Below are 21,225 nucleotides of genomic sequence, written 5' to 3' on the forward strand. Positions count from 1 at the left end.
AGCGGGGCTCTGCCCTGCACCCGGAAGGGGTCGCAGACCCCTTCACCCCTTTGATTTTAATAAGACGGGATCAAAGGGACTGCGTCCCTTTGTGGGGTTTGGGGCAAAGCCCTGAGAAGTCACTGCACCTGTATATTTGCACAATATACAAACGCGTAAAAAAAAGCCCCGGTTTTTCCGGAGCCGTTTATTCGTTTGTCTGCTGTCGGCCTGTCAGGGACAGTCGCATCCAGAGGTCGGGCCGGGGTCTTTTTTGACGACGTGATGATCGATCCACTCGGAAACGAGTCTCCGTGCCTCGTTCACGGACGATTCCGGATGGTGAATCCGATAAAGCGTCGTGCAGGCATTGAAGGCCGAGACATCATTTGTCCCGACAAGCTTCAGTTCCTGATAGGCCGTAACGACAGCCCGTTCGCAATTCCGCGCAATCCGACTGGTTTCGACCACAGCAGGTTGTCCTCAAAGTGATAATCATTTGCAACTTCGGAGAGTGTAGCGGGTGTGGGGCCATGCGCGCAAGAGGCGAGCCCTGTTCACGGCGCTTATCTGTGCGTTTATCTGTTCACGTCCCGGACAGGAGATTTTACCGGAGGGGTCGCTAAAGGCTGAACCGTGCTCTCAGCACTGTTGCGACACGGCTGGCTTCATCAAGGGGCTGACGTGGCCAGGGAGAAAAATCGCCTTCGAAGACTCTGGCGTAGCCATTGGCGATCAGGGCGCGCGCCAGCCGGTTGCCTGCTCCGAAACGGTCGGGAGGTTCCCCCAGAAACAGAGGAATATCGCTGGCGGCGGCCTCAGACAGCGTGACTGCGCGGCCGCCATAGACCACGATGGCGTCCGCGCAGCCGGTAAATCCCAGCGTCGGGTTATCGTCGGGTTCGCCGTGTCGCCATACGAGCTTGTAGCAGGAACCGAGTGCGCCGACGAATGTGTCCGCCACCTCTTCCGGCACGCCTTCGGCGACCGAAAGCAGCACGGAACCGCGATAATCGCGGACCGCGCTTCCAAGAATCCGGGCGGCCTCGTCGGCCGTGGCCGGGGTGAAGTGGCCTGCGGCGTCCAGCACCACGGCGATCCGTGGTTCCGGCAGGTGTTCCAGCCGTTCCATCCAGAGGCGGCGGGCGCGTCTGTAAAGCTCGGCCGATACGATCGTCAGGGAGCCGAGAACCGGGATGATGTGAGCGCTGCGCCGGTCGCTGTGGTGCATCAGCGAGAGGATCACGGCGTCGAACGGGCGGCCTCCTGTGAGAGTCGCCGAAAGACGGCCGGCGCTGCAATGCACGACCGGACTGCCGAAGCGCCGGCGCAGGGCGAGGCCGGCAAATCCGGCGCCGGCGCCGGAAGTCAGGACAAGTCGCGGAGGTTTCCAGGCTGCTTCCGTGTTTGACAGGTCCCGCATGCGGCGGAAGGAGCAGCCGAACCGGCTTGCGAGCGCATGAGCGGGGCCGGCGTTTCCGGAGCGGCCCGATTCGATGACCCAGAGCGGGACATCGCAGGTTGTTTCCTGCACCATCATGACGGGAGAAGTCCGGAGCGTCTCCGGGCGGTTTCCGGAGCATGGAACATGCCGCGCGCCAGGGCGGGGCCGGCCGGCTCCGGTGCGGCGGAGAATGGATTTTCTGCCCGTGTGCAGCTATGCCACGACATCGCCGGTGAACGCGCGCGAGGAGAAAGGGACATGGGACGCATGATCGGACAGGAATCGGTTCTCGGCAATGATGCATCGGCATGGGACCGTGACGCGGCGCTCACGACCGCGCGGCTTCTGCTTGAAATCAAAGCTGTGAATTTTCGTCCCGAAGACCCTTATACGCTGACCTCCGGGTGGAAGTCTCCGGTTTATATCGATTGCCGCCGGATCATCTTCTTCCCTCGCGCGCGGAAGAAGATCGTCGAGCTGGGCGTTGAAAAGATCGGTCGTCATGTCGGCTATGAAAGCATCGATGCGGTGGTTGGCGGCGAGACGGCGGGCATTCCGTTTGCGGCCTGGTTTGCCGACCGGATGATGACGCCGATGGCATATGTGCGCAAAAAGCCGAAGGGTTTTGGTCGTAACGCGCAGATTGAGGGCGATGTTCCGGAAGGCATGCGCACGCTCCTCGTGGAGGATCTGACGACGGACGGCGCCTCAAAGATCGGTTTTGCGAAGGCGCTGCGCGACGCGGGTGCAATTGTCGATCATACGTTCGTGGTGTTTTTCTATGGCGTGTTTCCGGGCGCGCACCGGACTCTGGCCGATATGGGGATTGGACTGCATTCCCTGTGCACCTGGTGGGATGTGCTGGAGGCCTGTGCCGAGCGGCCTTATTTCTCGGAAGAGGCAGCGGCGGAGGTGCGCCGGTTCCTTGAGAACCCCTGTGGCTGGTCGAAGCGGCATGGCGGGGTTGGCAGCCTGGAAGAGGCGCTGGCGCTGAAGACGGCGCGCGATTCCTGATCCTGGTGATGCGGGACGGTTATCAGGCCGGGGGCCGGACGTCTTCCCGTGTGACGCTTCGTGTCCTGGCTTTCGATTCCGGCATTGGCGGGCTTGGGATTGTCGCGGCGCTGCGTGATGCGCTCCCTTCGGCGGAGATCGACTATCTCGCGGACACGGCTGTCTATCCTTACGGGGAGCAGGATGACGCATTTCTGATCGCGCGGATTGTATCGCTCATTCAGGACGCGGTTGCCCGGCTTTCGCCCGATGCGGTGGTGATTGCATGCAATACGGCCAGCACACTGGCTCTGGAGGCACTGCGCGGTGTCTGTCCGGTTCCGGTTATTGGCTGTGTTCCGCCGATCCGGTGGGCGGCGCGTCTCAGCCGGACCCGCGTGATCGGGCTGCTGGCGACCACGGCGACGGTCAGGCGGCCTTATGTGGCGGCGCTGCAGGCACGGTTCGCGCCTGACTGCACGCTGATCGCGCATGGGGCGCGCCATCTGGCGGACTGCGCGGAGGCGGTTTTTCGCGGGGCGCCGGCTGATCCGGAACTGATCCGGCGGGCGCTGGCGGGTTTATCCGATCGTCCGGAGGGCGGAAAGATCGATGCGGTCGCGCTGGGCTGCACGCATTACACGTTTCTGATGGATGCGTTCCGGGCGGCGTCGCCTGAGGGAGTTGCCTGGCTCGACCCTGCGGCGGCGGTTGCGCGGCAGACGGCGACGGTGCTGGGCGTGGATCGCGCGGCGGTTCCGGTTTTCAGTGAGAGTAAAGGCTCGGCCTGGTTTACGGCGGAGCCGGCCGGGGCAGCGGAGCTGGAGGCCGGTCTTCATCGCTTCGGTTACACAGGATTCAGCCTGTGGCAGCCGGCCGTGGCGGTTTCCCCGATCTGATCGGCTATCTTCTGATGGTGTTTGTATTCTTTGCAAATACCAGGAACAGTGGCTTTCGGGGCTTTGCCCCGGACCCCACAAAGAGACGCGGTCCCTTTGATCCCGGCTTGTTAAAAACAAAGGGGTGAAGGACGGAGCCCTGCTTCTGTCTCCCGTTTGCAAAATACAGAAACAGCCTTCTGATCGCCGGGTTCTGGCTGGAGAGATTTTACCGGCTGCGGGTGGCCGTGTAGCGGGCGATGTCCATGAGCATCTGTCTGAGCGGCTGTGTGTGAACCGTCATTTTTTTCATGGTCTGTGAGACGCGGTCGAGCGCCTCGCAGGCCGCATCGGCGTAGTCCCGGGCGCGGGCCATGGTGACGTCGATGGCGTTCGTTTTCGCGATCAGCTCCAGTGCGCGTCCGAGATCGGCTTCTTTCTGCTCATCGTTATTTTCGATGGTGCGAAGCCAGAAGGCCCGTTCTTCCTCGTCTCCGGCGTGATAGGCCGCGAGGACCGGCAGGGTGACTTTTCCCTCGAAGAAATCGTCGCCGACGGTCTTTCCGAGCACGGCCTGATCGGCTGCGTAATCGAGCGCGTCATCGACGAGCTGGAACGCCATGCCGAGATTGGCGCCGTAAAGCCGGAGCGCTTCCCGTGTTTCGTCGTTCGCGCCCGCGACGACCGCGCCGGTTTCGCAGGCGGCGGCGAAAAGGGCGGCTGTTTTGCCGTAGATGACCTGCAGATACCGGTCCACCGATGTGGAGAGGTCGTTCTGGGTGGTCATCTGCATGACCTCGCCTTCCGCGAGGGTGGCTGACGCGGCGGAGAGGATTGCCATGACGGGCAGCGAGCCATCGGCGGTGAGGATCTGGAAGGCGCGTGCGAAGAGGAAATCGCCGACGAGGACGGAGGCCTTGTTGCCGAACACGGCGTTGGCGCTTGCGAGGCCGCGGCGGAGCTGGCTGTTATCGACGACGTCATCGTGCAGCAGGGTGGCCGTGTGGATGAACTCGACGCAGGCGGCCACGCCGATATGGCGCATGGCCTCGCCCTGTTCCTCGTATCCGGCGAGTCGCGCGGCGGCGAGGACGAGGAGGGGCCGGAGCCGCTTTCCGCCGGCGGCCACGAGATGGGCCGCGAGTTGCGGAATAAGCGGGACATCGCTCTGCATCCGGGCGATAATTTCCCGGTTGCAGGCGAGCATGTCGTCGGCAAGATAGTCCGCAAGCGCTTTCAGCGCCGACTCACCACTCTGAGCGCCGGAACCGGAGTCACTGACCGCACGCTCATCAGAGCCTGAAATCCCGGACCGGATTTCTGCATCTGGACTTGCGGTGCCTTCCGTCTCCGGCAGATTGACTGCAACGCGCAAACGACTTTCTCCCGAGGCAGGATACCCTGTTAGTGCAACCATATGAGCGGCGGTCAATGGACGGTCAAGCTGCACACCCTGCAACCCCGGCTCCTGCCGCCAGCCTTCCCGACACGACGGAGGGTACGCTGCTGGGCGGGACGGTACGGTACCGTCAGTTCCGGACGGGTTACCGGAGCGGGCTGGAGCCGGTTCTGATGGCGGCTCTCGTTCCGGCGCGCCGGGGGGAGCGTGTCATCGAGGCGGGCTGTGGCGCGGGAGCGGGCCTGCTGTGCCTGACGCAGCGTGTATCCGGGCTGGAAGGATTCGGGGTCGAGCTCGATCTGGCGACGGCGCGGCTGGCGGATGAAAATTTCCATGCCAATCACCGTGACGCGCTGACGCTCGTCAATGCCGATATCACCAGCCCGTCTCTCCGCCGGACTCTGGCCGGTGTGACCGCATCCTGTGGCTGTGAGGCGGATATGGTCCCGATGGGCCGCCGATTCGATCACGCCTTCGCCAATCCGCCCTGGCATCGGGTCGATGCGACGCCGTCTCCGGAGGGTCGTCGTGACACGGCGAAACGGGCGCGGCAGGACACGATTCCGGCCTGGATTTCCGCTCTGGCCTCTCTGCTGCGGCCGAAAGGGTCCCTGACGCTGGCGCTTCCGGCTGATCTTGCGGCGCCGGCGCTGGCGGCGTGCGAGGCGAGCGACATCGGGAGTGCGGAGATCGTGCCTTTATGGCCGGAGCCTGGCCGGGAGGCGCGGATCATTCTGATCCGGGGCAGGCTGCACGGACGGTCGGGCTCGCGGCTTCTTCCCGGTCTGGTGCTGCATCACCGGGGAGGTGGTTTTACGCCCGAAGCGGAGTCCGTGCTGCGCGACGGTCATGCCCTGTTTCCGGAGTCTTTCCGGGCGACGCAGCGCAGGGTGCAGGTGTTCACACCTTTTTGATGTGCGGGTGAAACCCCGCGTCCCGGTGCGTGTTACCGTCAGATGATAATTTTCCCGTCAGATTGACAGCGATGAATGTCGGGCGTCTGCCTTTGCGTCGTGGCCACTGATGACCATGTTTTAATCCTGCCTCGCTCCGTGGTGCCGTTCGGGTGTCTGACGGACAGAAGGCCAGATCAGGTTGATGGAAAGAGCAATGACGAAATCACCTTCTTCTAAAGCAGAGAACGCACGCGCAGCTCAGGTGCATCATTTCCTCGGTACGCCGAGCGACCTTCCCAAAGAAGGCGTCGAGAATATTTCGGCGGCGCTGCGGGCGCTCCTGGCCGATATATTTGCGCTTTATATGAAGACGAAAAATTTTCACTGGCATCTGAGTGGCCGGCATTTTCGGGACTACCATCTGATGCTTGACGATCAGGGCGCCGAGCTTTTCGCGATGACCGATACGGTTGCGGAGCGTGCGCGCCGGATTGGCGGCATGACGCTGCATTCGATCGGTGAGATTGCGAAGCTGCAGCGCATCAAGGACAACAATGCCGAATATGTCGACGCGAACGACATGCTGGCTGAGCTGTGTGAGGACAACAAGCAGCTCGTCTCCGAGATGCGGCAGATTCATGCTCTGACTTCGGATGTCGGCGACTGCGCGACGACGAGTCTGCTCGAAAACTGGATCGATGAGAGCGAAAAGCGCACCTGGTTCCTGTTCGAGGCTTCGCGCAACACGTTCGGCATCAACAGCTGAGCGTTATGAAATGAGATTGTGTGGTCAGGGTATTTCAGCCTGACCACTTTTTTTGCGGAATACCGGGCCGGTTTCTTCCGGATTTCGCCGATGCATCCTTTTCTCCGGCCGGTCGTTTGGTCGTCATGGCGAGGAAAGGGTGCATTCATGTTCAGACTGCTGGCGACTACTCTGGCGGGATTTGGCACCGGGGCCGTGCAGGTTGCCGGACGGCGCTATAATCCGACCTCGGCCCATCCGGCGACGCGCGAGTGGTACCGGTCCCTGAACAAGCCGTGGTATGCGCCGCCCGGCCCTGTTCTGGGAATCCTCGGAACTCTTCTGGATGCCTCCCTTCTTCGCACGGCGGTTCGTATTATCGCTGCTCCGCCTTCACGGAATCGCAGACACGCGATTGTGGCGTGGCTGGCGACGGTGATCGGTTCCTCGCTGTTCCCGAAGGTGATGTTCGGCTGGCGCCGTCCCGGGCTCGCCTTTGGCGTGACGGCGGGAACGCTTGTCGCGGGAACGGTGCTGACGGCGACGACAGCGGCGACGGGGAGAAAGGTCGCTGCCCCGACATTGCCTCTGCTGGGGATGCTGATTTTCACCTGTGTTCTGCAGCGTGAAGTCTGGCGTCGCAATCGCGCGATATAATTTTCGCGATCTGAAATTCCGGTGGTCTTTACCGGAACAACGGCGCATCCGGCGCGTTGAGTCCATGTCCCTTTTTCACAGTTTTTCAGGACTTATTACTATGCGTATTCTTAAGCTGGCCGCGATTGCGGGAGTGACTGTCACTCTTATTTCTCCGGCCTTCGCTCAGTCGACTTCCGATTCTCAGAATGCTCCGAAGCCGACGGCGGACAGTGCGGCGCAGCAGGTTGGCAAGCCTTCGAAGTCATCCATGTGGCACGGACGGAAGACTCAGCCTTCGGAGCGTCTGCCGAGCACGGATCAGGTGAAGCGCGAACAGCCCGGCACGATTCCGCCGGCTCCGGGTGGGCGGGCTGTGCCGGTGACGAAGCCTGACAGCACGAATCCGGACAAGGCTTATGAGCCGGCATCGAAATCACCGTCGGGAATGACGAATCCGCAATAAGACGCAGACAGAGGCGACGGCCGGGAGTGAGCGGGACTGCGGCCCGCTCCGGCGCGTATGGCCGGGTAATGTCAGGTTGGCTGACCGAAAGCTTTTAGCCGGAGTTTTTCGAGCCGGGTTTCAGCGCCTGGCAGTTTCGGGTCCAGTTCCATGGCCCGCTGCCATGCTCTGAATGCCGCCGGTCCGTCTGAGCGGGCTTCTTCGACGGCGGTCAGGGTTTCCCAGTTCACCGCATCGTCCGCATCGTGCTGGACGGCGATGCCGAGATCGCTGACCGCGCCATCGGTGTCGCCGCCGGCCAGCTTCGCCTGGGCGCGTAGACGCCATAGGACAGCGGCATCGCTCTGCAGAGCAAGGGCCGCCCCCAGATCTTCGATAGCGTCGGCGGGTTTCTGCTCGCTGAGTTCGCGTGTGGCGCGCCTTAGCAGCAGCATCGTCGTGGGGCGCAGAGGTTTCGTCCGCAGAGCTTCGAGTTCTGACCGTATATCGGCGGCTTCGGCCTCGGTTCCGGCTTTTGCCAGCTTTGCCACCAGCTCCTTCTCGCGGGACTGCTGCGTGGCTTTGGGACTGGTCGGGGCTGCCGCCTGATTTCGGGGAGCGGGCTTACCGACGGGGGCCGGAGATGAGAGCGGGGATGAAACTGGCGCCGGAGCTGCGACGGCTCCGGTTGCCGGTGTGAGCATGACCAGAACGGAGGCGGCGGCGAGACGTCCGGGTGTCTTCCCTGAGCCGGAAAGAAAAAACCTGCCTGTCAGCCGTGCGATGCGGGCTGACAGGCAGGTTTGTAAAGGCGCGGAACGCGACAAGAACGATCCTGCTTTTCAGCCCTGACGGGCTTTCATGCGAGGGTTCTTCTTGTTGATGACGTAGACGCGACCGCGACGACGCACGACGCGACAGTCTTTGTCGCGGATTTTTGCCGATTTGAGGCTGTTTCTGATCTTCATAACCCGTCTCTTTATCCGTCAGCCAGCAGGCTGCTTGCATGAAAAGCTGCTGCGACATACGCAGCCACACCTTCAAAGTCAATGCAAACCGGGCTTTTACCGGGACGGATGCGGCCTGAGCGGTGTTCCGCCAGTGCTCCCCCGACCGTGATACGCGAGGGAGATTTTCGTCCGGATAACGGGGCGTGACATGGTTTACGGGCTGGTCTGCTGTGTCCCCTGCCCTGCCGGCTCTCCTGCCGGGTTCGGGGTGGTGGTTCCCGCCGGGTCCGGGGAGCCGTCCGGGTGCGGTTTTTCAATATAGAGGGTCCGGTTGTACCAGGACAGCCAGGCGACGACATGACGCAGGAAATCGGCGCCGAGCAGGGCCGTATCCGTTTCAAGCGGCGCTACGACCAGCCAGGGGTTGCGATACTTCTTCGGTCCCACTTCGAGCGTATCGAACCGGTGAAGATGGGAGACGAGTTTGTCGTCGCTGATTCCGCGGGCGACACCTTCGCGGTCGCCGGCGAGCATGTCCCGGGTGACGCCGGCTTTTCGCGCCTGAGATGGTTTGATGACCGTCCGCGACGCTCCGCTGTCGAGAATGGCGTCGATGGGCTGGCCGTTGATCCTGAACGGCACGAGGAATTTGTTTCCGTCCTCCGGTTCAAGCGGCACGGCATCGACGGGATGAGGCCACACGATGTCTTTCGAGCTGCATCCCTGCATCCGGTAGAGGGTGATTTTCCTGTGGGGAAGATCGAACTTTACATCGTAATTCACGAGAAAATCCGCTCCGAACAGTCCGACGACCGGCAGGCCGGCGATATGACCCATATGCACGCTGGTTTCGGTGAACAGCGTATCGGACGCTGTGGCGTCCCCGAGCCCCATTTTATCGGCGCGCACCACGGACGCGGAGGTGAAGCCGGCGATGCCGCGTATTGTTCCGTACTGCCCTGTATAGGCGAGGTCGAACTCTCTGGTTGCGTCGGCCGTGACCAGAGAGAACGATGCGCCGGTATCGACGATGATTGCGGCGGGCTTGCCGTTCAGTGTGATTCTGACGATCGGGGAACGGGTGTCATTCAGGACCGGAAGAGGGCCGATCCGACCGATTTCACAGGTTTCCGGACCGCTCTGGCAGGCGCTGACGGCGAGCAGGGTCGCGCACAGGGAGAAGAGGGTGCCGATTTTTCTGCGGGCGGCCGGCTGAGAGCCGGTGGTGGTCCGGTATTTCCGTGCGCGCGTCCGGGACGCTGCCTGAGATATTGTCTGGCCCATGCCGGACCGGTCGCCGGTTTTACCGTTCATACCATTTTCGCCTCTCTCCGTCTGCTGTTCTGCCGGTTTGCCAGTTTGTCAGTCTGCCAGATATGGCGCTTGCTGCCCTGCCTGCTCCGGTGATTATTCCGGGACTGGGCCGGTTGTCTGACGGTTCCGGCGGCCGACGCGGATAGAAGTGGGGAGCGGAGGTCATCAGGCTGGCGGTGAGGGCTCTTCTTCGGAGCGTCTGGGTGAAGACGGATGTTCAGAGGCAAACGGATTCACCTTCCCCTTTTCGATGTAAATCATCTTCTGGCGGAACGAGAGCCAGAACACGACATTACGGAAAAAGTCGGAGCCGAGAACGGCGTCCACGGCTTCCATGGGCGCGACCGTGAGCCAGACGTCGCTGAATTTTTCCGTGCCGATTTCCAGATCGGCGAACTGTCTGCGGTGGGCGGAGACGGTCAGGCCGTTGACGCCGCGGACGATCTCGGCGTGATTTGCCGCGACCTTTGTGCTTCTGATCCCGAACCAGTCGAGTTCATCCGGAGTGATGGTCGTGGTTGATGAGGAACTGCTCAGCATCGCGTCGACTTTGTGGCCGTCCAGCCTGATCGGGACGTCCGCTCTGCCGGTGTAATTGACCTCAATCGGGACCTGGTCGGTTGACGCGTCCCACGCGACGTCTTTCAGCGTGCAGCGGCGTGGCTGCGCCAGGATGATGACGCCCTCCGACAGGTCAAACCAGACTTCGTAATGACGCAGGAAATCCGTGCCCAGTTCGCCGACAAGCGGCAATCCGCCGATGGATGGCATTGGCGCGTCTCGCCGCCGGTCACGCATTTCGAATAACGCGAAGTCCGAGGCGTCCGCCCGGCCCACGAGCAGCCTGTCGGAATGGACGAACGGCAGTTCGATGCCGCCTGTCGTTCCGTAGACTTTTGCGTATGTTCCTGTCTCGACCAGACCGAATGCCTTTACGGCGGCTGCCGAGACGGCCGATGTCTGGGCTCCGGTGCCGACGATCATGGCCGCCGGCTTGCCGTTTAATGTGACTTCGATGACGGGTGGCCCCGTTGCGGTGAGAACGGAGACAGTCGCCATTCTCTTCATGGTGCATTCGCCGGCCTTGTCCGGAGGGTAAGGCGGAGATTTTTCCGGCGGCGGCGTGCTTTCGCATCCTGCAACGGTGAGGAGAATCACGATGAATGAGGCAAGACGGTAACGGGATAGCCGGACGGGAGCGTGGCCGGCGGTTTCTTGGCCGGAACGGACTGACTCTGTTGTGCTCTGATCTGCCGTATTTCCGGATACTGTATTTCTGCGCGGCCGGGTGATGGAATATCTTTCAGTTTTCCCTGCCCGCATCGCGCTCTGCTCGTATCCGCCTGCTGCTTCTTCCTTATTGCCCTGTTTTCATCAGATCTGAAAATATTTTGTTACATGTCGCCTCGTCATCTGAGGCAGGACGACGTTGCTGTTTTTCATGCGGCGGCTCCGGTCGTTTCGGGCGGTCTGACGCTGTGTTCGGAGCGAACGAAATTTTTTTGTCGGAGTGGAGTTGCAAGCCACGAAAACCCGGTTATAAGACGCCCCAACGACGAAGCGGAAACGCTGGTCGCTGAAAAAGCGGGTGTAGCTCAGTTGGTTAGAGCGCCGGCCTGTCACGCCGGAGGTCGCGGGTTCGAGCCCCGTCACTCGCGCCACTCTTCAGAAAATCTGATAAAGCAGACGGATTTCTTTACTGAATCCGTGACGCTTTTTACTGGCATGGAACCGAATTTCTGGCGTCCATAGCCGACGAGTCCGGCTTTGCCCTTGCCGGCGTTCCTTCCGAACATTTTTCAGAGAAAACGATTTATTGCCGGCCGTTGCGGGAGACCGTGCTGCGGTCTCCCCTGCCCGTCTGCAGGCCTTCAGTGTTCCTGAAGGTCAGTTTCCGGCGCTCTGAATGGCGGCGGCGAACTGTCCTTCAAAACGGGCGCGGTCGGTTTCGTGAAAGCGGACGGTGACATGGATGCACATATCCCTGTCTTCCCGCTCCAGGACCTCACCATGTTCGTAGAGCCAGGCCATCGCGCCGCCTTCATGCACGGGCAGGCTGTAACGCACCACCACCATGCTTTCGGTCAGATGCGCGTCGATCGCGGCCATCAGCTGTGGCAGCCCATCGCCTGTAATCGCCGAAATGGCGACGGCGTTGTCGCGGTGCGGGACTTCCTCAATACCGCCGAGCAGGTCGGCCTTATTGAGGACTTCGATCATGCGCGAGGGCCATTCGGCGTCGAGCATGCCGTCACGCTCCATATCGCCGAGGACGGACAGAACGTCCGCCCGCTGCGCCGCCGAGTCCGGATGGGCGATGTCGCGGACATGGAGGATGATGTCCGCTTCCGCGACCTCTTCGAGCGTCGCCCGGAAGGCGGCGATCAGTTCGGTGGGGAGATCGGAGATGAATCCGACCGTATCGGAGAGGATCACTTTCCGTCCCGACGGCAGTTCGATCGCGCGCATGGTCGGATCGAGTGTGGCGAACAACTGGTCCTGGGCGTAGACGGTTGCGCCGGTCAGGGCGTTGAAGAGCGTCGATTTACCGGCATTGGTGTAGCCGACGAGCGCGACCACCGGGAAGGGCACGCGTTTGCGTGCGCTTCTGTGCAGGCCACGGGTCCGTCTGACCTGTTCGAGTTCCTTTCTGAGACGGACGATACGGTCTCCGATCATCCGGCGATCGGCTTCGATCTGGGTTTCACCGGGGCCGCCGAGGAAGCCGAAGCCGCCGCGCTGGCGTTCCAGGTGGGTCCACAGACGCACGAGTCTTGAACGCTGGTATTCCAGATGGGCCAGTTCGACCTGGAGCGTGCCTTCACGGGTTGCCGCACGGGCTCCGAAGATGTCGAGGATCAGGCCGGTCCGGTCGATGACCTTGCAGCCGAGCGCCTTTTCGAGATTTCTCTGCTGTCCGGGCGACAGTCTGGAATCGATGACGACGACGGCGATCTGTTTTTCGGCGACGGCCTCACGCAGGGAATCGACCTGCCCGATGCCGAGCAGCGTTGCCGGACGGCGGGCGCGGAGAAGCAGAATGGCGTTGAGAACGACGACGAGGCCGATCGACGAGGTCAGCCCGATGGCTTCTTCAAGACGCGCCTCGGCGGCCCGGACATCATGATCACGGTCGGGGCGTTCCCAGGGAAGAATGACGGCTGCCCGCGTTGCGGGCGGTGTGGTCTCAGTAGATGTCGTCGGCAAGTGATTCGTCGCTCTCCGCCTGCAGGGTCATCTCCGCGCCCGCGCCGGCCTTTCCGGCGGGCGCTTCGAACACGTTGACGGGGACGAGGGGCATGACCGTGCTGATTGCATGCTTGTAGACGAGCTGCGTATGCCCGTCTCGTCTGAGAAGGACTGTATCACTGTCGAACCAGCTGATGACACCCTGCAGTTTCACACCATTGACGAGAAAGATCGTGACGGGCGCCTTGCCCCGTCTGACGTGGCCAAGGAAAACGTCCTGGACGTTCTGAGCTGGTGATTTTGCCACGATGTTACCCTGTTTCTTCTTGTTATTGAGTGTAACCGGACTCCTCCGGACACTCAGCATTCAATACGCCGGCGCAGCAACGGCGCAAAGAGACGTCGCGGCCATTAAAGCAATTTCATGGCAAACGTGCTACATATCGATATCCGCACGGGACGGCCGCAGATAAGGCCGGGGAGCGCGGGCGGGCGACCCGGCCTCCGGCGGTGTGTTTTCCGCAATCCGCATCTGCCTACCCTGTCCGCTCTTCGGCTGTGACACCGAGCTGCTTAAGCTTGCGGTGCAGGGCGCTGCGCTCCATTCCGACGAATCCGGCTGTCCGGCTGATATTGCCGCCGAAACGGAGAAGCTGTGCCTGCAGGTACTGCGTCTCGAACAGATCGCGGGCCTCGCGCAGCGGCAGGCTCATGACGTCCGCGTTTGAATCGAATTTCAGGAGCGCCGGGGCGCCTTCGCTGATCTGGGACGGCAGCATATCGGCCCGAATCGGCTCATTGCCGTTTCCGGGCATCATGATCAGCAGCCGCTCCATGAGATTTCTCAGTTCGCGGGCGTTGCCGGGCCAGTCATAGGCCTGGAGGGCGGCCATGGCGTCGATGCTGAGATCCCGAACCGGCAGGCCTGCCGTCTCGGCGGCGCGTTTCAGGAACAGGCAGGCCAGTTCCGGAATATCCTCGCGCCGTTCGCGCAGACTTGGCACGCGCAGAGGTACGACGGCGAGGCGGTAATAGAGATCCTCGCGGAAGCGCCCTGCCCCGATCTCGGCATGCAGGTCACGGTTGGTTGTCGACAGCACGCGGACATCGACCCTGACCCGTGTCGATCCGCCGATGCGTTCGAAGCTCTGGTCCTGGAGTGCGCGGACGATCTTGCCCTGGGTCTCGACCGGCATGTCCGCGACCTCGTCGAGGAGAAGCGTTCCGCCATGGGCGCGTTCGAGGACGCCGATACGCCGGGGGACGCCTTCGGCGCCTTCCAGTCCGAAGAGTTCTTCCTCAAAACGGCTCGGCGCCAGTGTGGCGCAGTTGAGCGCGATGAACGGGCCGTCCACGCGCCGTGACCGCGCGTGGATCATCCGGGCGGCGACTTCCTTGCCTGCGCCGGGGGCGCCCGTGATCAGCACACGCGAGCCGGTCGGGGCGACGCGCTCGATCTGGCTGCGGACGGCGGCGATCGGGCCGCTTTCGCCGAACAGGGTGGTTTCCGGTCCCGCGCGCAGCCGCAGTTCCGCATTTTCGCGTTCGAGCCTGGCGGCCTCGATGGCGCGGCGAACCACGACGAGGAGCCGGTCGGACTGGAATGGCTTCTCGATGAAGTCGTAGGCGCCGTGCTGAAGAGCGGCGACGGCGGTCTCGATGGTGCCGTGTCCCGAGATCATGATCACGGGGACGGACGGGTCCTCGGCCTGCATGACCCTGAGGACGCCGAGCCCGTCGAGCTTCGAGCCCTGAAGCCAGATATCCTGAATGACGAGAGAAGGTCGTCGTGCCCGGAACGCCGCGAGGGCTGAATCCGAGTCTCCGGCGACGCGGGTCTCGTATCCCTCGTCGTGAAGGATCCCTTCAATCAGCATGCGGATATCCGGCTCGTCGTCGACGATCAGGATTTCATACGCCATCGTTTTCTTTCTGCGTTCTGTCTTTGACCGGCAAAATCAGAATGGCCTCGGTTCCCTCTTTTCCGGGGCGGTCTCTGAGCTGAACTGCCCCTTCATGGTCTTCCATGATTTTCTTCACAATGGCCAGCCCCAGACCCGTGCCCCTGGGCTTGTGCGTAACGTATGGCTCCGTCAGGCGGTCGCGTTCCTCCTGCGGCAGGCCGATGCCATCATCCGCGATAATGATTTCCGCCGTGTCACCGGCGACGGAGACTGCGACACGGATTGTACCGATATGGCCGTTATGGCCGTCAGCGCCCTGTTCTGTCCCGTCATTCCTGGCTTCACGTTCCTGTGAGGATGAGCGTCCCGTCATCGCGATCGCATCGGCAGCGTTCTGCAGCAGGTTGGTCAGCGCCTGACCGATCTGGCGCCTGTCGCATGCCACCATCGGCCCTGAAGGTGGCAATACCACATCGTAGACGATTTCGGGATGGGCGCCGGACTGAAGGATCAGAGCGTCCCTGACAATACGCGAGAGATCTTCCGTGGCGATTTTCGGCTGCGGCATCCGGGCGAATGCCGAGAATTCGTCGACCATCCGGCCGATGTCGCCGACCTGTCGCACGATTGTATCGGCGCATTGACGGAACGTGTCGGGGTCGGAGGTGATTTCGCGCAGGAAACGGCGTTTGAGCCTTTCGGCCGCGAGCTGGATCGGGGTGAGCGGGTTCTTGATCTCGTGGGCGATCCGGCGCGCGACATCCGCCCAGGCGGCCTTGCGCTGGGCGGACTGGAGCGCCGTGATGTCATCGAATGTCACCACATAGCCCTCGGTCACCGCGCCGCGCATTTCAGCGGCGGCGCGGACCAGAAGCACGCGGCGGTTGCCGGGCGAGCCGATCTGGACTTCACGGGTGAAGGCTTTTTCGCCTCCGGTCCGCAATGCTTCCAGGACCGGGCCGAATTCGGGAATGGCTTCCGCGAGCGGTTCGCCGACGGACTGCGTGAGATCTTTTTCCAGCAGATCGCACGCGGCGCGGTTCGGCAGTTCGACCCGGGCGAAGGCATCAAGTCCGATCACGCCGGCGGACACGCCGGACAGGACGGCCTCCGTGAAGCGGCGGCGCTCGTTGATCTGACTGTAAGCGACCATCAGTTCGGAACGCTGGCTGGAAAGCTCGTCCGTCATGAGGTTGAAGGCGCGGGAGAGACTCCGGATTTCGTCGTCGCGGCCGCCTTCGGGCACTCTGACCGCGAGATCGCCTTCGCTGATGCGGCGGGATGCGTCCATGAGGAGACCGAGCGGACGGGCGATCTGATTGGCGAGGGCCAGGCCCATCAGGGCCGCCGCGGCGAGGACGAGAAGGGCGACCAGCGCGAAGATCATCACGAAGGTGACCTGGATCTTCTCGCGATTGTGGTTCAGGCGTCTGTAATCGGCGACGACCTGCTCCGTTTTGTGCATGTGGCCGACGATTTCGGGGTCCACGGGTCTGGTGATGACGAGCATCATCTCCGGGGTCTCGCCGAGCGCGACGACGGCGCGGACATTCTTCTCGTCGGGGCTGTCGTAGATCGCGACGTCGTTGGTGCGGGCCATCATGGTCGCGGCGGGCGGAGGCAGGGGCTCCTGGTAGCCCGACCGGCTGAGGAGACCGCCGGCGGCGATCATGCGGTTGGTGATCGGGTCATAGACGACAGCTTCGGTCAGACCGCGAACGGTGGCCTGGCTGTCGAGAAGCTGTCCCAGCGCGTCGGGGTCGTGCAGGAGGTCGGTTCCGTTGACCTGCAGTTCGTTTTCGGCGCTGACGAGGTAGTTGGCGAGCGAGAAGGCTTCGGTGCGGATATTCTCGTTATGCTCCGTCAGGTAGCCGCGTGACGCCTGGAGCGCCTCGTTCAGGGCTGTGTTGACCCTGTCGGAGAACCAGATCTGGATGCCGTAATCGAAAAAGAGGGTTGCGAAGACGCCGACGAGAATGGTCGGTGCGACGGCGACGATTCCGAACAGGACCACGAGCCGGACATGCAGCCTGGCGCCGGCGGGAGCGCCGTGCCGCTCGGCCAGGAGGCGGCGGATACGGGTGACGCTCATGACGCCCAGCAGAGCGAGGGCCAGGCCGCTGAGCACGAACACGGCATTCTGGACGAACGGGTGATGAGCGAGCGCCGCGCCGCCGGAGAGCACGACGAACATTGCGAAGACCAGCACCAGGGCCAGCGCGACGAGCGTGACCGCCACGCTGCGCTGGTCGAGCGCTCTCTTCAGCAGCGTGACGCCGCCGCGGCCCCGCGTTGTTTCCCGGTCGCCTGTTTCCGCGCCGGCTGTTTCCCGGCCAGTTTCTCTCTGACCGGTTTCTTTCTGGCCAGTTGCTTCTCTGTAAGCAGCGTCCTGGTCAGATATCGGTTCTGAACCTGGCATCGGGATTAACCGGCCTCATGGCCGGACGGTATTTTCATGACCGGGATATCGAGATCACGGATCTTCTTACGCAACGTGTTCCTGTTCAGCCCGAGCATGGCGGCGGCCTTGATCTGATTGCCGCGGGTGGCAGTCAGGGTCATCCGGATCAGCGGACGTTCGACCTCGGCGATCACCTTGTCATAAATATCATGAAGGGGCGCGCCGCCATTTCCGTCCATCGCGAGATAATGCCGGATGTGACGCCCGACCGCGTCGGAGAGGGTCTCGTCGCTGGCGGGGGCTTCTCCCGAGGTGGCGACCGGTTTCTCGTCACGAACCGTTTCCGCCAGTTCTGAATCGATCAGCGCCGCGGTGATGGTTTCCTGCGGGTAGAGCGCCGTGATCCGGCGCATCATGTTTTCGAGTTCACGGACGTTTCCGGGCCAGCGCCAGGCCTGGAGGCGGGCGACGGCGTCATCGGTCAGGATCTTGGGCACATGCCCTTCCTCGGCGCATTCATCGAGAAAATGCTGGGCGAGCAGGGGGATATCCTCCAGGCGTTCGCGCAGCGGCGGGATGCGGATCGGCACGACGTTGAGACGGTAGAAGAGATCCTCGCGGAAGGTTCCGGCCCGGATGGCCTGACGGAGATCGCGATGAGTGGCGGCGATGATCCGGACATTCGCCTTGATGGGATTTTTGCCGCCGGCGGTTGTGAATTCGCCGTCCTGGAGAACGCGGAGAAGACGGGTCTGGGCTTCCAGCGGCATGTCGCCGATCTCGTCGAGGAAGAGCGTTCCGCCGGCGGCCTGTTCGAAGCGGCCGGAACTGCGGGTCGTCGCGCCGCTGAAGGCGCCGCGCTCGTGGCCGAACAGTTCCGTTTCGATAAAGTCCTGCGGGATTGCCGCGACGTTGACCGCGATGAACGGTCCGGTCCGCCGGCGCCCGTAATCATGGAGTGCGCGCGCGACCAGTTCCTTGCCTGTTCCGCTCTCGCCGTTGATCATCACGGTGAGATCGGATGTCGTGAGACGCGCGATGACGCGATAGATATCCTGCATGGCCATCGAGCGGCCGATCAGGGGCATCTGCTCGCCGGGCTGCTGTGACTGCGGCTGTACTCCCGCCATCGGCGCGGGCGTGGCCAGCGCGCGTTCGACGACGGAGAGGAGTTCCGCCAGATCGAAGGGTTTGGGGAGATACTCGAAGGCGCCGCGCTGGGTGGCCTTTACGGCTGTGACGAGTGTGGACTGCGCGCTCATGACCAGCACGCGCAGGTCGGGGCGGGCGCGCCGGATGCGGGGGATCAGGTCAAGGCCGTTTTCGTCCGGCATGACGACATCGGTGATGACGAGATCGCCCTCGCCGTCCTCTACCCATTGCCAGAGCGCGGCGGCGCTCGCGGTTGTCCGGACCTGATAGCCGGCGCGCCCGAGCGCCTGGCTCAGAACGGTTCTGATGGAGCGATCGTCATCTGCGATCAGAATGGTCGGCAAGGTCATCGGGTGCTGTGGAATCCGCGAAAATCGTGACGAGACAGGGAAGGAGGACGGATAACGACCTGAAATCGGTGTGTTCAGGCGACATCTCCCGTGTCTTCGCTGACGACGGGAAGATGAAGGCTGATTTCGGTGCGGCCGGGTCTGCTTTCGACCTCGATGATCCCGCCGTGGTCGTTGACGATTTTTCCGGCGAGGGCGAGGCCGAGACCGGAGCCGGAGGCTTTCGTGGTCAGGAACGGCTCGAAGAGGTGGGGACGGATGGTCTCGGAGATTCCCGGCCCGCTGTCACGGATACACACGAGCAGCGGCAGATGTCGCCGCTGGCCGGCGCCGGAACCCGCGAGGCGGATGCCCTGCCGATAGGCTGTCACGAGTGTAATGGTGCCGGGCTTACCTGATCCTCTGATGGCCTCGGCTGCGTTTTTGACGAGGTTGAGCAGGACCTGCACGAGTTCGTCCCGGTTACCCCAGACGGGCGGCAGGGAGGGATCATAGTCCTCGACGATCGGAATTCCGGCGGCAACCCCGTTTTCAGCCAGTGTCCGGACATGTTCGAGAACCCGGTGGATGTTGACCGGGCGGCGTCCGACCGGCTTCTCGTTGAACATCTCCATCCGTTCGACCAGAGCGCGGATGCGATCGGCTTCGTCGCGGATCAGCACGGCGAGTTCACGGTCGGCTTCACCGACCGAGCCTTCGAGGAGCTGGGCCGCGCCGCGAATGCCGGAGAGCGGGTTTTTCACTTCATGCGCGAGGATGGCCGCCATGCCGGAGACGCTGCGGGCGGCTGAGCGAAAGGCGAGCTGCCGGTCGAGAATTCGCGCCGCGGAGGCGTCCTGGAAGGCGAGCAGCACCTGTCCGGGATAATCCGGCACTTCGCTGCCCTGCGCGCAGACGCCTTCATGATGGAACCGGGGTGTGCTGAAGATCAGATCGTGTTCGGTAACGGTGCCGCCGGCTTCCCGGACCTGCCGCATGAGAAGGAACAGCGGATGGTCAGCCGGCACGAGGTCGGCGAGCGTTTCATGCCGCAGCTGCGAGCGCGACCGGGAGAAGAAGTCTTCGGCGGCGCTGTTGACGAACAGGATCGCGTCATGCGCGCCCACCAGCATGACGGGCATCGGGAGCGAGTCCATCATCAGCATACTGTCGGGAATCGCTTCCGGAGGATCGTCCCCTGAACCGGTCCTGCGTGGGGGATGCAGTTTCAGGTCCGCGTGGCCGATGTCGTCCGGTGTCACTGCACTCCGGCGGGGCATGGCGATCATGCCGCCTGGAGTTCGGCGGATGACGGCTGTTCCTGTGTGCCCGCGCCGGATGAGTCCGGACCGGACTGACCTGCCGCCGCATCGGCGACGCGTGAGCGGCGGGGTTCGCGGACGGCGCCGGCCTCGATCTGTGTGTCGTAGAAAGCGTTGATGGCGGAGATGACCTCGCCTGGTTCCTCCATGCGGTTGACGGCGGCCCGGAAGCCCGCCGAATCCCGCAGGCCGGCCGAATACCAGGAGATGTGTTTTCTGGCGAGACGCAGGCCGGCCCGTTCACCGAAATGTCCGAGCATCATCGCGTAATGCTCCAGCACGATCCTGCGTTCGGACTCCAGATCCGGATCGGCGGGGGCGTGGCCTCTGCGCAGGGCCTTGGCGACCTGGGCGGGGAACCACGGGCGTCCGTAACAGCCGCGTCCGATCATCACGCCGTCGGCGCCGGACAGGGCCAGGGCCTGCCGGGCGTCATCGACCGTCAGGATGTCGCCATTGGCGATGACCGGAATCCCTACGGCATCCTTGACTTTGCGGATGAAGGCCCAGTCGGCGATGCCGTTATAGAACTGCTGGCGGGTACGGCCGTGGATCGTCACCATTCTGATGCCGGACGCTTCGGCGATCCGGGCGAGAGACGGGGCGTTGAGGTGGTCGTGATCCCATCCCATGCGCATTTTGAGGGTGACCGGCACGTCGACGGCTCGGACGGTGGCTTCGAGCAGACGGGCGGCGGCGCCTTCGTCACGCATGAGCGCCGAGCCTGCGAGCTGGCCGACGGCGACTTTTTTGACCGGGCAGCCGAAATTGATATCGACGATGTTCGCGCCCTTGTCGACGGCGATGCGGGCGGCTTCCGCCATGGCGTCGGGGTCGCATCCGGCCAGCTGGATGGAGTTCGGGCCTTCGCTGTCGGCGACCTCGGCCATTCGCAGTGTGGCTTCGTTTTCACGGACCATGGCCCATGAGGCGATCATTTCCGAGACGACGAGGCCTGCGCCCATGCGGCGGCACAGCCGTCGGAATGGCGCGTCTGTTACGCCGGCCATCGGTGCCAGAATAACAGGCGTGTCCAGCACGACGCCGCCGAGATCGACTGGCGGCAGACCGGGTACCCGGGTCGGGGTGGTGTGTGCGATGCCCATGATTTGGGCAACATACTGACCTCGTCAGGGCAGTGCAATCGGGGAATGTTTCCGGACGTCCATCTGGCGGAACTCCTGTATGGAAGGTGGTCATGCCGGTTCTTCGCGTGCCCCGGGTGGGGCGGTCTCACGGACAGGCCCGG

Annotated in this window: 20 protein-coding genes and 1 tRNA gene; 7 read left to right on the forward strand and 14 right to left on the reverse strand. The window is 62.9% G+C overall.

The window, feature by feature from the left end; all coding sequences use genetic code 11:
* Positions 1-213 precede the first annotated feature (213 nt).
* Positions 214-450 carry a hypothetical protein gene (locus GOB93_RS08525; protein ID WP_173583080.1) on the reverse strand — a complete coding sequence of 79 codons (237 nt, stop codon included), beginning with the start codon at positions 448-450 and terminating at the stop codon, positions 214-216.
* Between the two features lie 151 nt (positions 451-601).
* Positions 602-1,519 (reverse strand): ELM1/GtrOC1 family putative glycosyltransferase, encoded by a 918-nt coding sequence (locus GOB93_RS08530; RefSeq protein WP_173583081.1) that lies wholly within the window; start codon positions 1,517-1,519, stop codon positions 602-604.
* 162 nt (positions 1,520-1,681) lie between these two features.
* Here GOB93_RS08530 and GOB93_RS08535 point away from each other — a divergent pair, with 162 nt between their 5' ends.
* Together GOB93_RS08535 and murI are read left to right on the forward strand one after the other, a co-directional pair.
* Complete coding sequence (locus tag GOB93_RS08535; RefSeq protein WP_173583159.1) at positions 1,682-2,437, forward strand: orotate phosphoribosyltransferase; 756 nt, start codon at positions 1,682-1,684, stop codon at positions 2,435-2,437.
* A gap of 8 nt (positions 2,438-2,445) precedes the next feature.
* Entirely contained in the window at positions 2,446-3,315 is an 870-nt protein-coding gene (gene murI, locus GOB93_RS08540) for a glutamate racemase (RefSeq protein ID WP_173583082.1), read from the forward strand.
* A 208-nt stretch (positions 3,316-3,523) separates the two neighbouring features.
* Here the strand turns inward: murI and GOB93_RS08545 are convergent, their stop codons facing one another.
* Entirely contained in the window at positions 3,524-4,669 is a 1,146-nt protein-coding gene (locus GOB93_RS08545; RefSeq protein ID WP_408742375.1) for a polyprenyl synthetase family protein, read from the reverse strand.
* A 56-nt stretch (positions 4,670-4,725) separates the two neighbouring features.
* On the opposite strand from GOB93_RS08545, the gene GOB93_RS08550 reads away from it, so the two are divergent.
* The 4 genes from GOB93_RS08550 to GOB93_RS08565 all read left to right on the forward strand — a co-directional run bounded on the left by GOB93_RS08550 (position 4,726) and on the right by GOB93_RS08565 (position 7,436).
* Positions 4,726-5,607, forward strand: a complete 882-nt coding sequence (locus tag GOB93_RS08550; RefSeq protein ID WP_173583084.1) for a tRNA1(Val) (adenine(37)-N6)-methyltransferase — start codon at positions 4,726-4,728, stop codon at positions 5,605-5,607.
* 196 nt (positions 5,608-5,803) lie between these two features.
* Positions 5,804-6,355 carry a Dps family protein gene (locus tag GOB93_RS08555; protein ID WP_173583085.1) on the forward strand — a complete coding sequence of 184 codons (552 nt, stop codon included), beginning with the start codon at positions 5,804-5,806 and terminating at the stop codon, positions 6,353-6,355.
* 147 nt (positions 6,356-6,502) lie between these two features.
* A complete protein-coding gene (locus GOB93_RS08560) occupies positions 6,503-6,991 on the forward strand; it encodes a TspO/MBR family protein (RefSeq protein WP_173583086.1) in 489 nt (162 codons plus the stop codon).
* A gap of 100 nt (positions 6,992-7,091) precedes the next feature.
* Positions 7,092-7,436: a hypothetical protein gene (locus GOB93_RS08565; RefSeq protein ID WP_173583087.1), complete on the forward strand. Its 345-nt coding sequence runs from the start codon at positions 7,092-7,094 to the stop codon at positions 7,434-7,436.
* Positions 7,437-7,507: 71 nt separating this feature from the next.
* On the opposite strand, the gene GOB93_RS08570 is transcribed toward GOB93_RS08565, so the two are convergent.
* The 4 genes from GOB93_RS08570 to GOB93_RS08585 all read right to left on the reverse strand — a co-directional run bounded on the left by GOB93_RS08570 (position 7,508) and on the right by GOB93_RS08585 (position 10,747).
* A complete protein-coding gene (locus GOB93_RS08570; protein ID WP_242010642.1) occupies positions 7,508-8,242 on the reverse strand; it encodes a tetratricopeptide repeat protein in 735 nt (244 codons plus the stop codon).
* Positions 8,243-8,257: 15 nt separating this feature from the next.
* Entirely contained in the window at positions 8,258-8,383 is a 126-nt protein-coding gene (gene ykgO, locus GOB93_RS08575) for a type B 50S ribosomal protein L36 (RefSeq protein WP_025886195.1), read from the reverse strand.
* 195 nt (positions 8,384-8,578) lie between these two features.
* Positions 8,579-9,679, reverse strand: a complete 1,101-nt coding sequence (locus GOB93_RS08580; protein WP_173583088.1) for a retroviral-like aspartic protease family protein — start codon at positions 9,677-9,679, stop codon at positions 8,579-8,581.
* A gap of 165 nt (positions 9,680-9,844) precedes the next feature.
* Positions 9,845-10,747, reverse strand: coding sequence for a retroviral-like aspartic protease family protein (locus GOB93_RS08585; protein ID WP_173583089.1), 903 nt, complete (start codon positions 10,745-10,747; stop codon positions 9,845-9,847).
* A gap of 516 nt (positions 10,748-11,263) precedes the next feature.
* Between GOB93_RS08585 and GOB93_RS08590 the strand changes: the two genes are divergently transcribed.
* Positions 11,264-11,340: transfer RNA gene (locus GOB93_RS08590), tRNA-Asp, on the forward strand.
* A 226-nt stretch (positions 11,341-11,566) separates the two neighbouring features.
* Here GOB93_RS08590 and hflX read toward each other — a convergent pair.
* From hflX to dusB, 7 genes are all read right to left on the reverse strand, one after another.
* Positions 11,567-12,886 carry a GTPase HflX gene (gene hflX / locus GOB93_RS08595; RefSeq protein WP_173583090.1) on the reverse strand — a complete coding sequence of 440 codons (1,320 nt, stop codon included), beginning with the start codon at positions 12,884-12,886 and terminating at the stop codon, positions 11,567-11,569.
* Entirely contained in the window at positions 12,867-13,175 is a 309-nt protein-coding gene (hfq, locus tag GOB93_RS08600; protein ID WP_173583091.1) for an RNA chaperone Hfq, read from the reverse strand. The genes hflX and hfq overlap by 20 nt, the downstream gene beginning before the upstream one ends.
* A gap of 229 nt (positions 13,176-13,404) precedes the next feature.
* Positions 13,405-14,790 (reverse strand): nitrogen assimilation response regulator NtrX, encoded by a 1,386-nt coding sequence (ntrX, locus tag GOB93_RS08605; protein WP_173583092.1) that lies wholly within the window; start codon positions 14,788-14,790, stop codon positions 13,405-13,407.
* Positions 14,780-17,191 carry a sensor histidine kinase NtrY-like gene (locus tag GOB93_RS08610; protein WP_173583093.1) on the reverse strand — a complete coding sequence of 804 codons (2,412 nt, stop codon included), beginning with the start codon at positions 17,189-17,191 and terminating at the stop codon, positions 14,780-14,782. The genes ntrX and GOB93_RS08610 overlap by 11 nt, the downstream gene beginning before the upstream one ends.
* A 5-nt stretch (positions 17,192-17,196) precedes the next feature.
* Complete coding sequence (gene ntrC / locus GOB93_RS08615; protein WP_173583094.1) at positions 17,197-18,675, reverse strand: nitrogen regulation protein NR(I); 1,479 nt, start codon at positions 18,673-18,675, stop codon at positions 17,197-17,199.
* Positions 18,676-18,749: 74 nt separating this feature from the next.
* Positions 18,750-19,820, reverse strand: coding sequence for a two-component system sensor histidine kinase NtrB (locus GOB93_RS08620; RefSeq protein WP_242010653.1), 1,071 nt, complete (start codon positions 19,818-19,820; stop codon positions 18,750-18,752).
* A 119-nt stretch (positions 19,821-19,939) separates the two neighbouring features.
* Positions 19,940-21,082 (reverse strand): tRNA dihydrouridine synthase DusB, encoded by a 1,143-nt coding sequence (gene dusB, locus GOB93_RS08625; RefSeq protein WP_173583095.1) that lies wholly within the window; start codon positions 21,080-21,082, stop codon positions 19,940-19,942.
* Positions 21,083-21,225: the final 143 nt, after the last annotated feature.

The organism is Acetobacter musti (genome assembly GCF_011516835.1).
Taxonomy (GTDB): Bacteria; Pseudomonadota; Alphaproteobacteria; order Acetobacterales; family Acetobacteraceae; genus Acetobacter; species Acetobacter musti.

Coding starts and splice junctions, on each gene's coding strand:
- ntrX (WP_173583092.1), bottom strand. CDS start 14,790: ATGGCGTATGAAATCCTGATCGTCGACGACGAGCCGGATATCCGCATG.
- ntrC (WP_173583094.1), bottom strand. CDS start 18,675: ATGACCTTGCCGACCATTCTGATCGCAGATGACGATCGCTCCATCAGA.
- dusB (WP_173583095.1), bottom strand. CDS start 21,082: ATGGGCATCGCACACACCACCCCGACCCGGGTACCCGGTCTGCCGCCA.
- GOB93_RS08535 (WP_173583159.1), top strand. CDS start 1,682: ATGGGACGCATGATCGGACAGGAATCGGTTCTCGGCAATGATGCATCG.
- GOB93_RS08555 (WP_173583085.1), top strand. CDS start 5,804: ATGACGAAATCACCTTCTTCTAAAGCAGAGAACGCACGCGCAGCTCAG.
- GOB93_RS08560 (WP_173583086.1), top strand. CDS start 6,503: ATGTTCAGACTGCTGGCGACTACTCTGGCGGGATTTGGCACCGGGGCC.
- GOB93_RS08585 (WP_173583089.1), bottom strand. CDS start 10,747: ATGAAGAGAATGGCGACTGTCTCCGTTCTCACCGCAACGGGGCCACCC.
- ykgO (WP_025886195.1), bottom strand. CDS start 8,383: ATGAAGATCAGAAACAGCCTCAAATCGGCAAAAATCCGCGACAAAGAC.
- GOB93_RS08550 (WP_173583084.1), top strand. CDS start 4,726: ATGGACGGTCAAGCTGCACACCCTGCAACCCCGGCTCCTGCCGCCAGC.
- GOB93_RS08580 (WP_173583088.1), bottom strand. CDS start 9,679: ATGAACGGTAAAACCGGCGACCGGTCCGGCATGGGCCAGACAATATCT.
- GOB93_RS08620 (WP_242010653.1), bottom strand. CDS start 19,820: ATGCTGATGATGGACTCGCTCCCGATGCCCGTCATGCTGGTGGGCGCG.
- murI (WP_173583082.1), top strand. CDS start 2,446: ATGCGGGACGGTTATCAGGCCGGGGGCCGGACGTCTTCCCGTGTGACG.
- GOB93_RS08610 (WP_173583093.1), bottom strand. CDS start 17,191: ATGCCAGGTTCAGAACCGATATCTGACCAGGACGCTGCTTACAGAGAA.
- GOB93_RS08565 (WP_173583087.1), top strand. CDS start 7,092: ATGCGTATTCTTAAGCTGGCCGCGATTGCGGGAGTGACTGTCACTCTT.
- GOB93_RS08530 (WP_173583081.1), bottom strand. CDS start 1,519: ATGATGGTGCAGGAAACAACCTGCGATGTCCCGCTCTGGGTCATCGAA.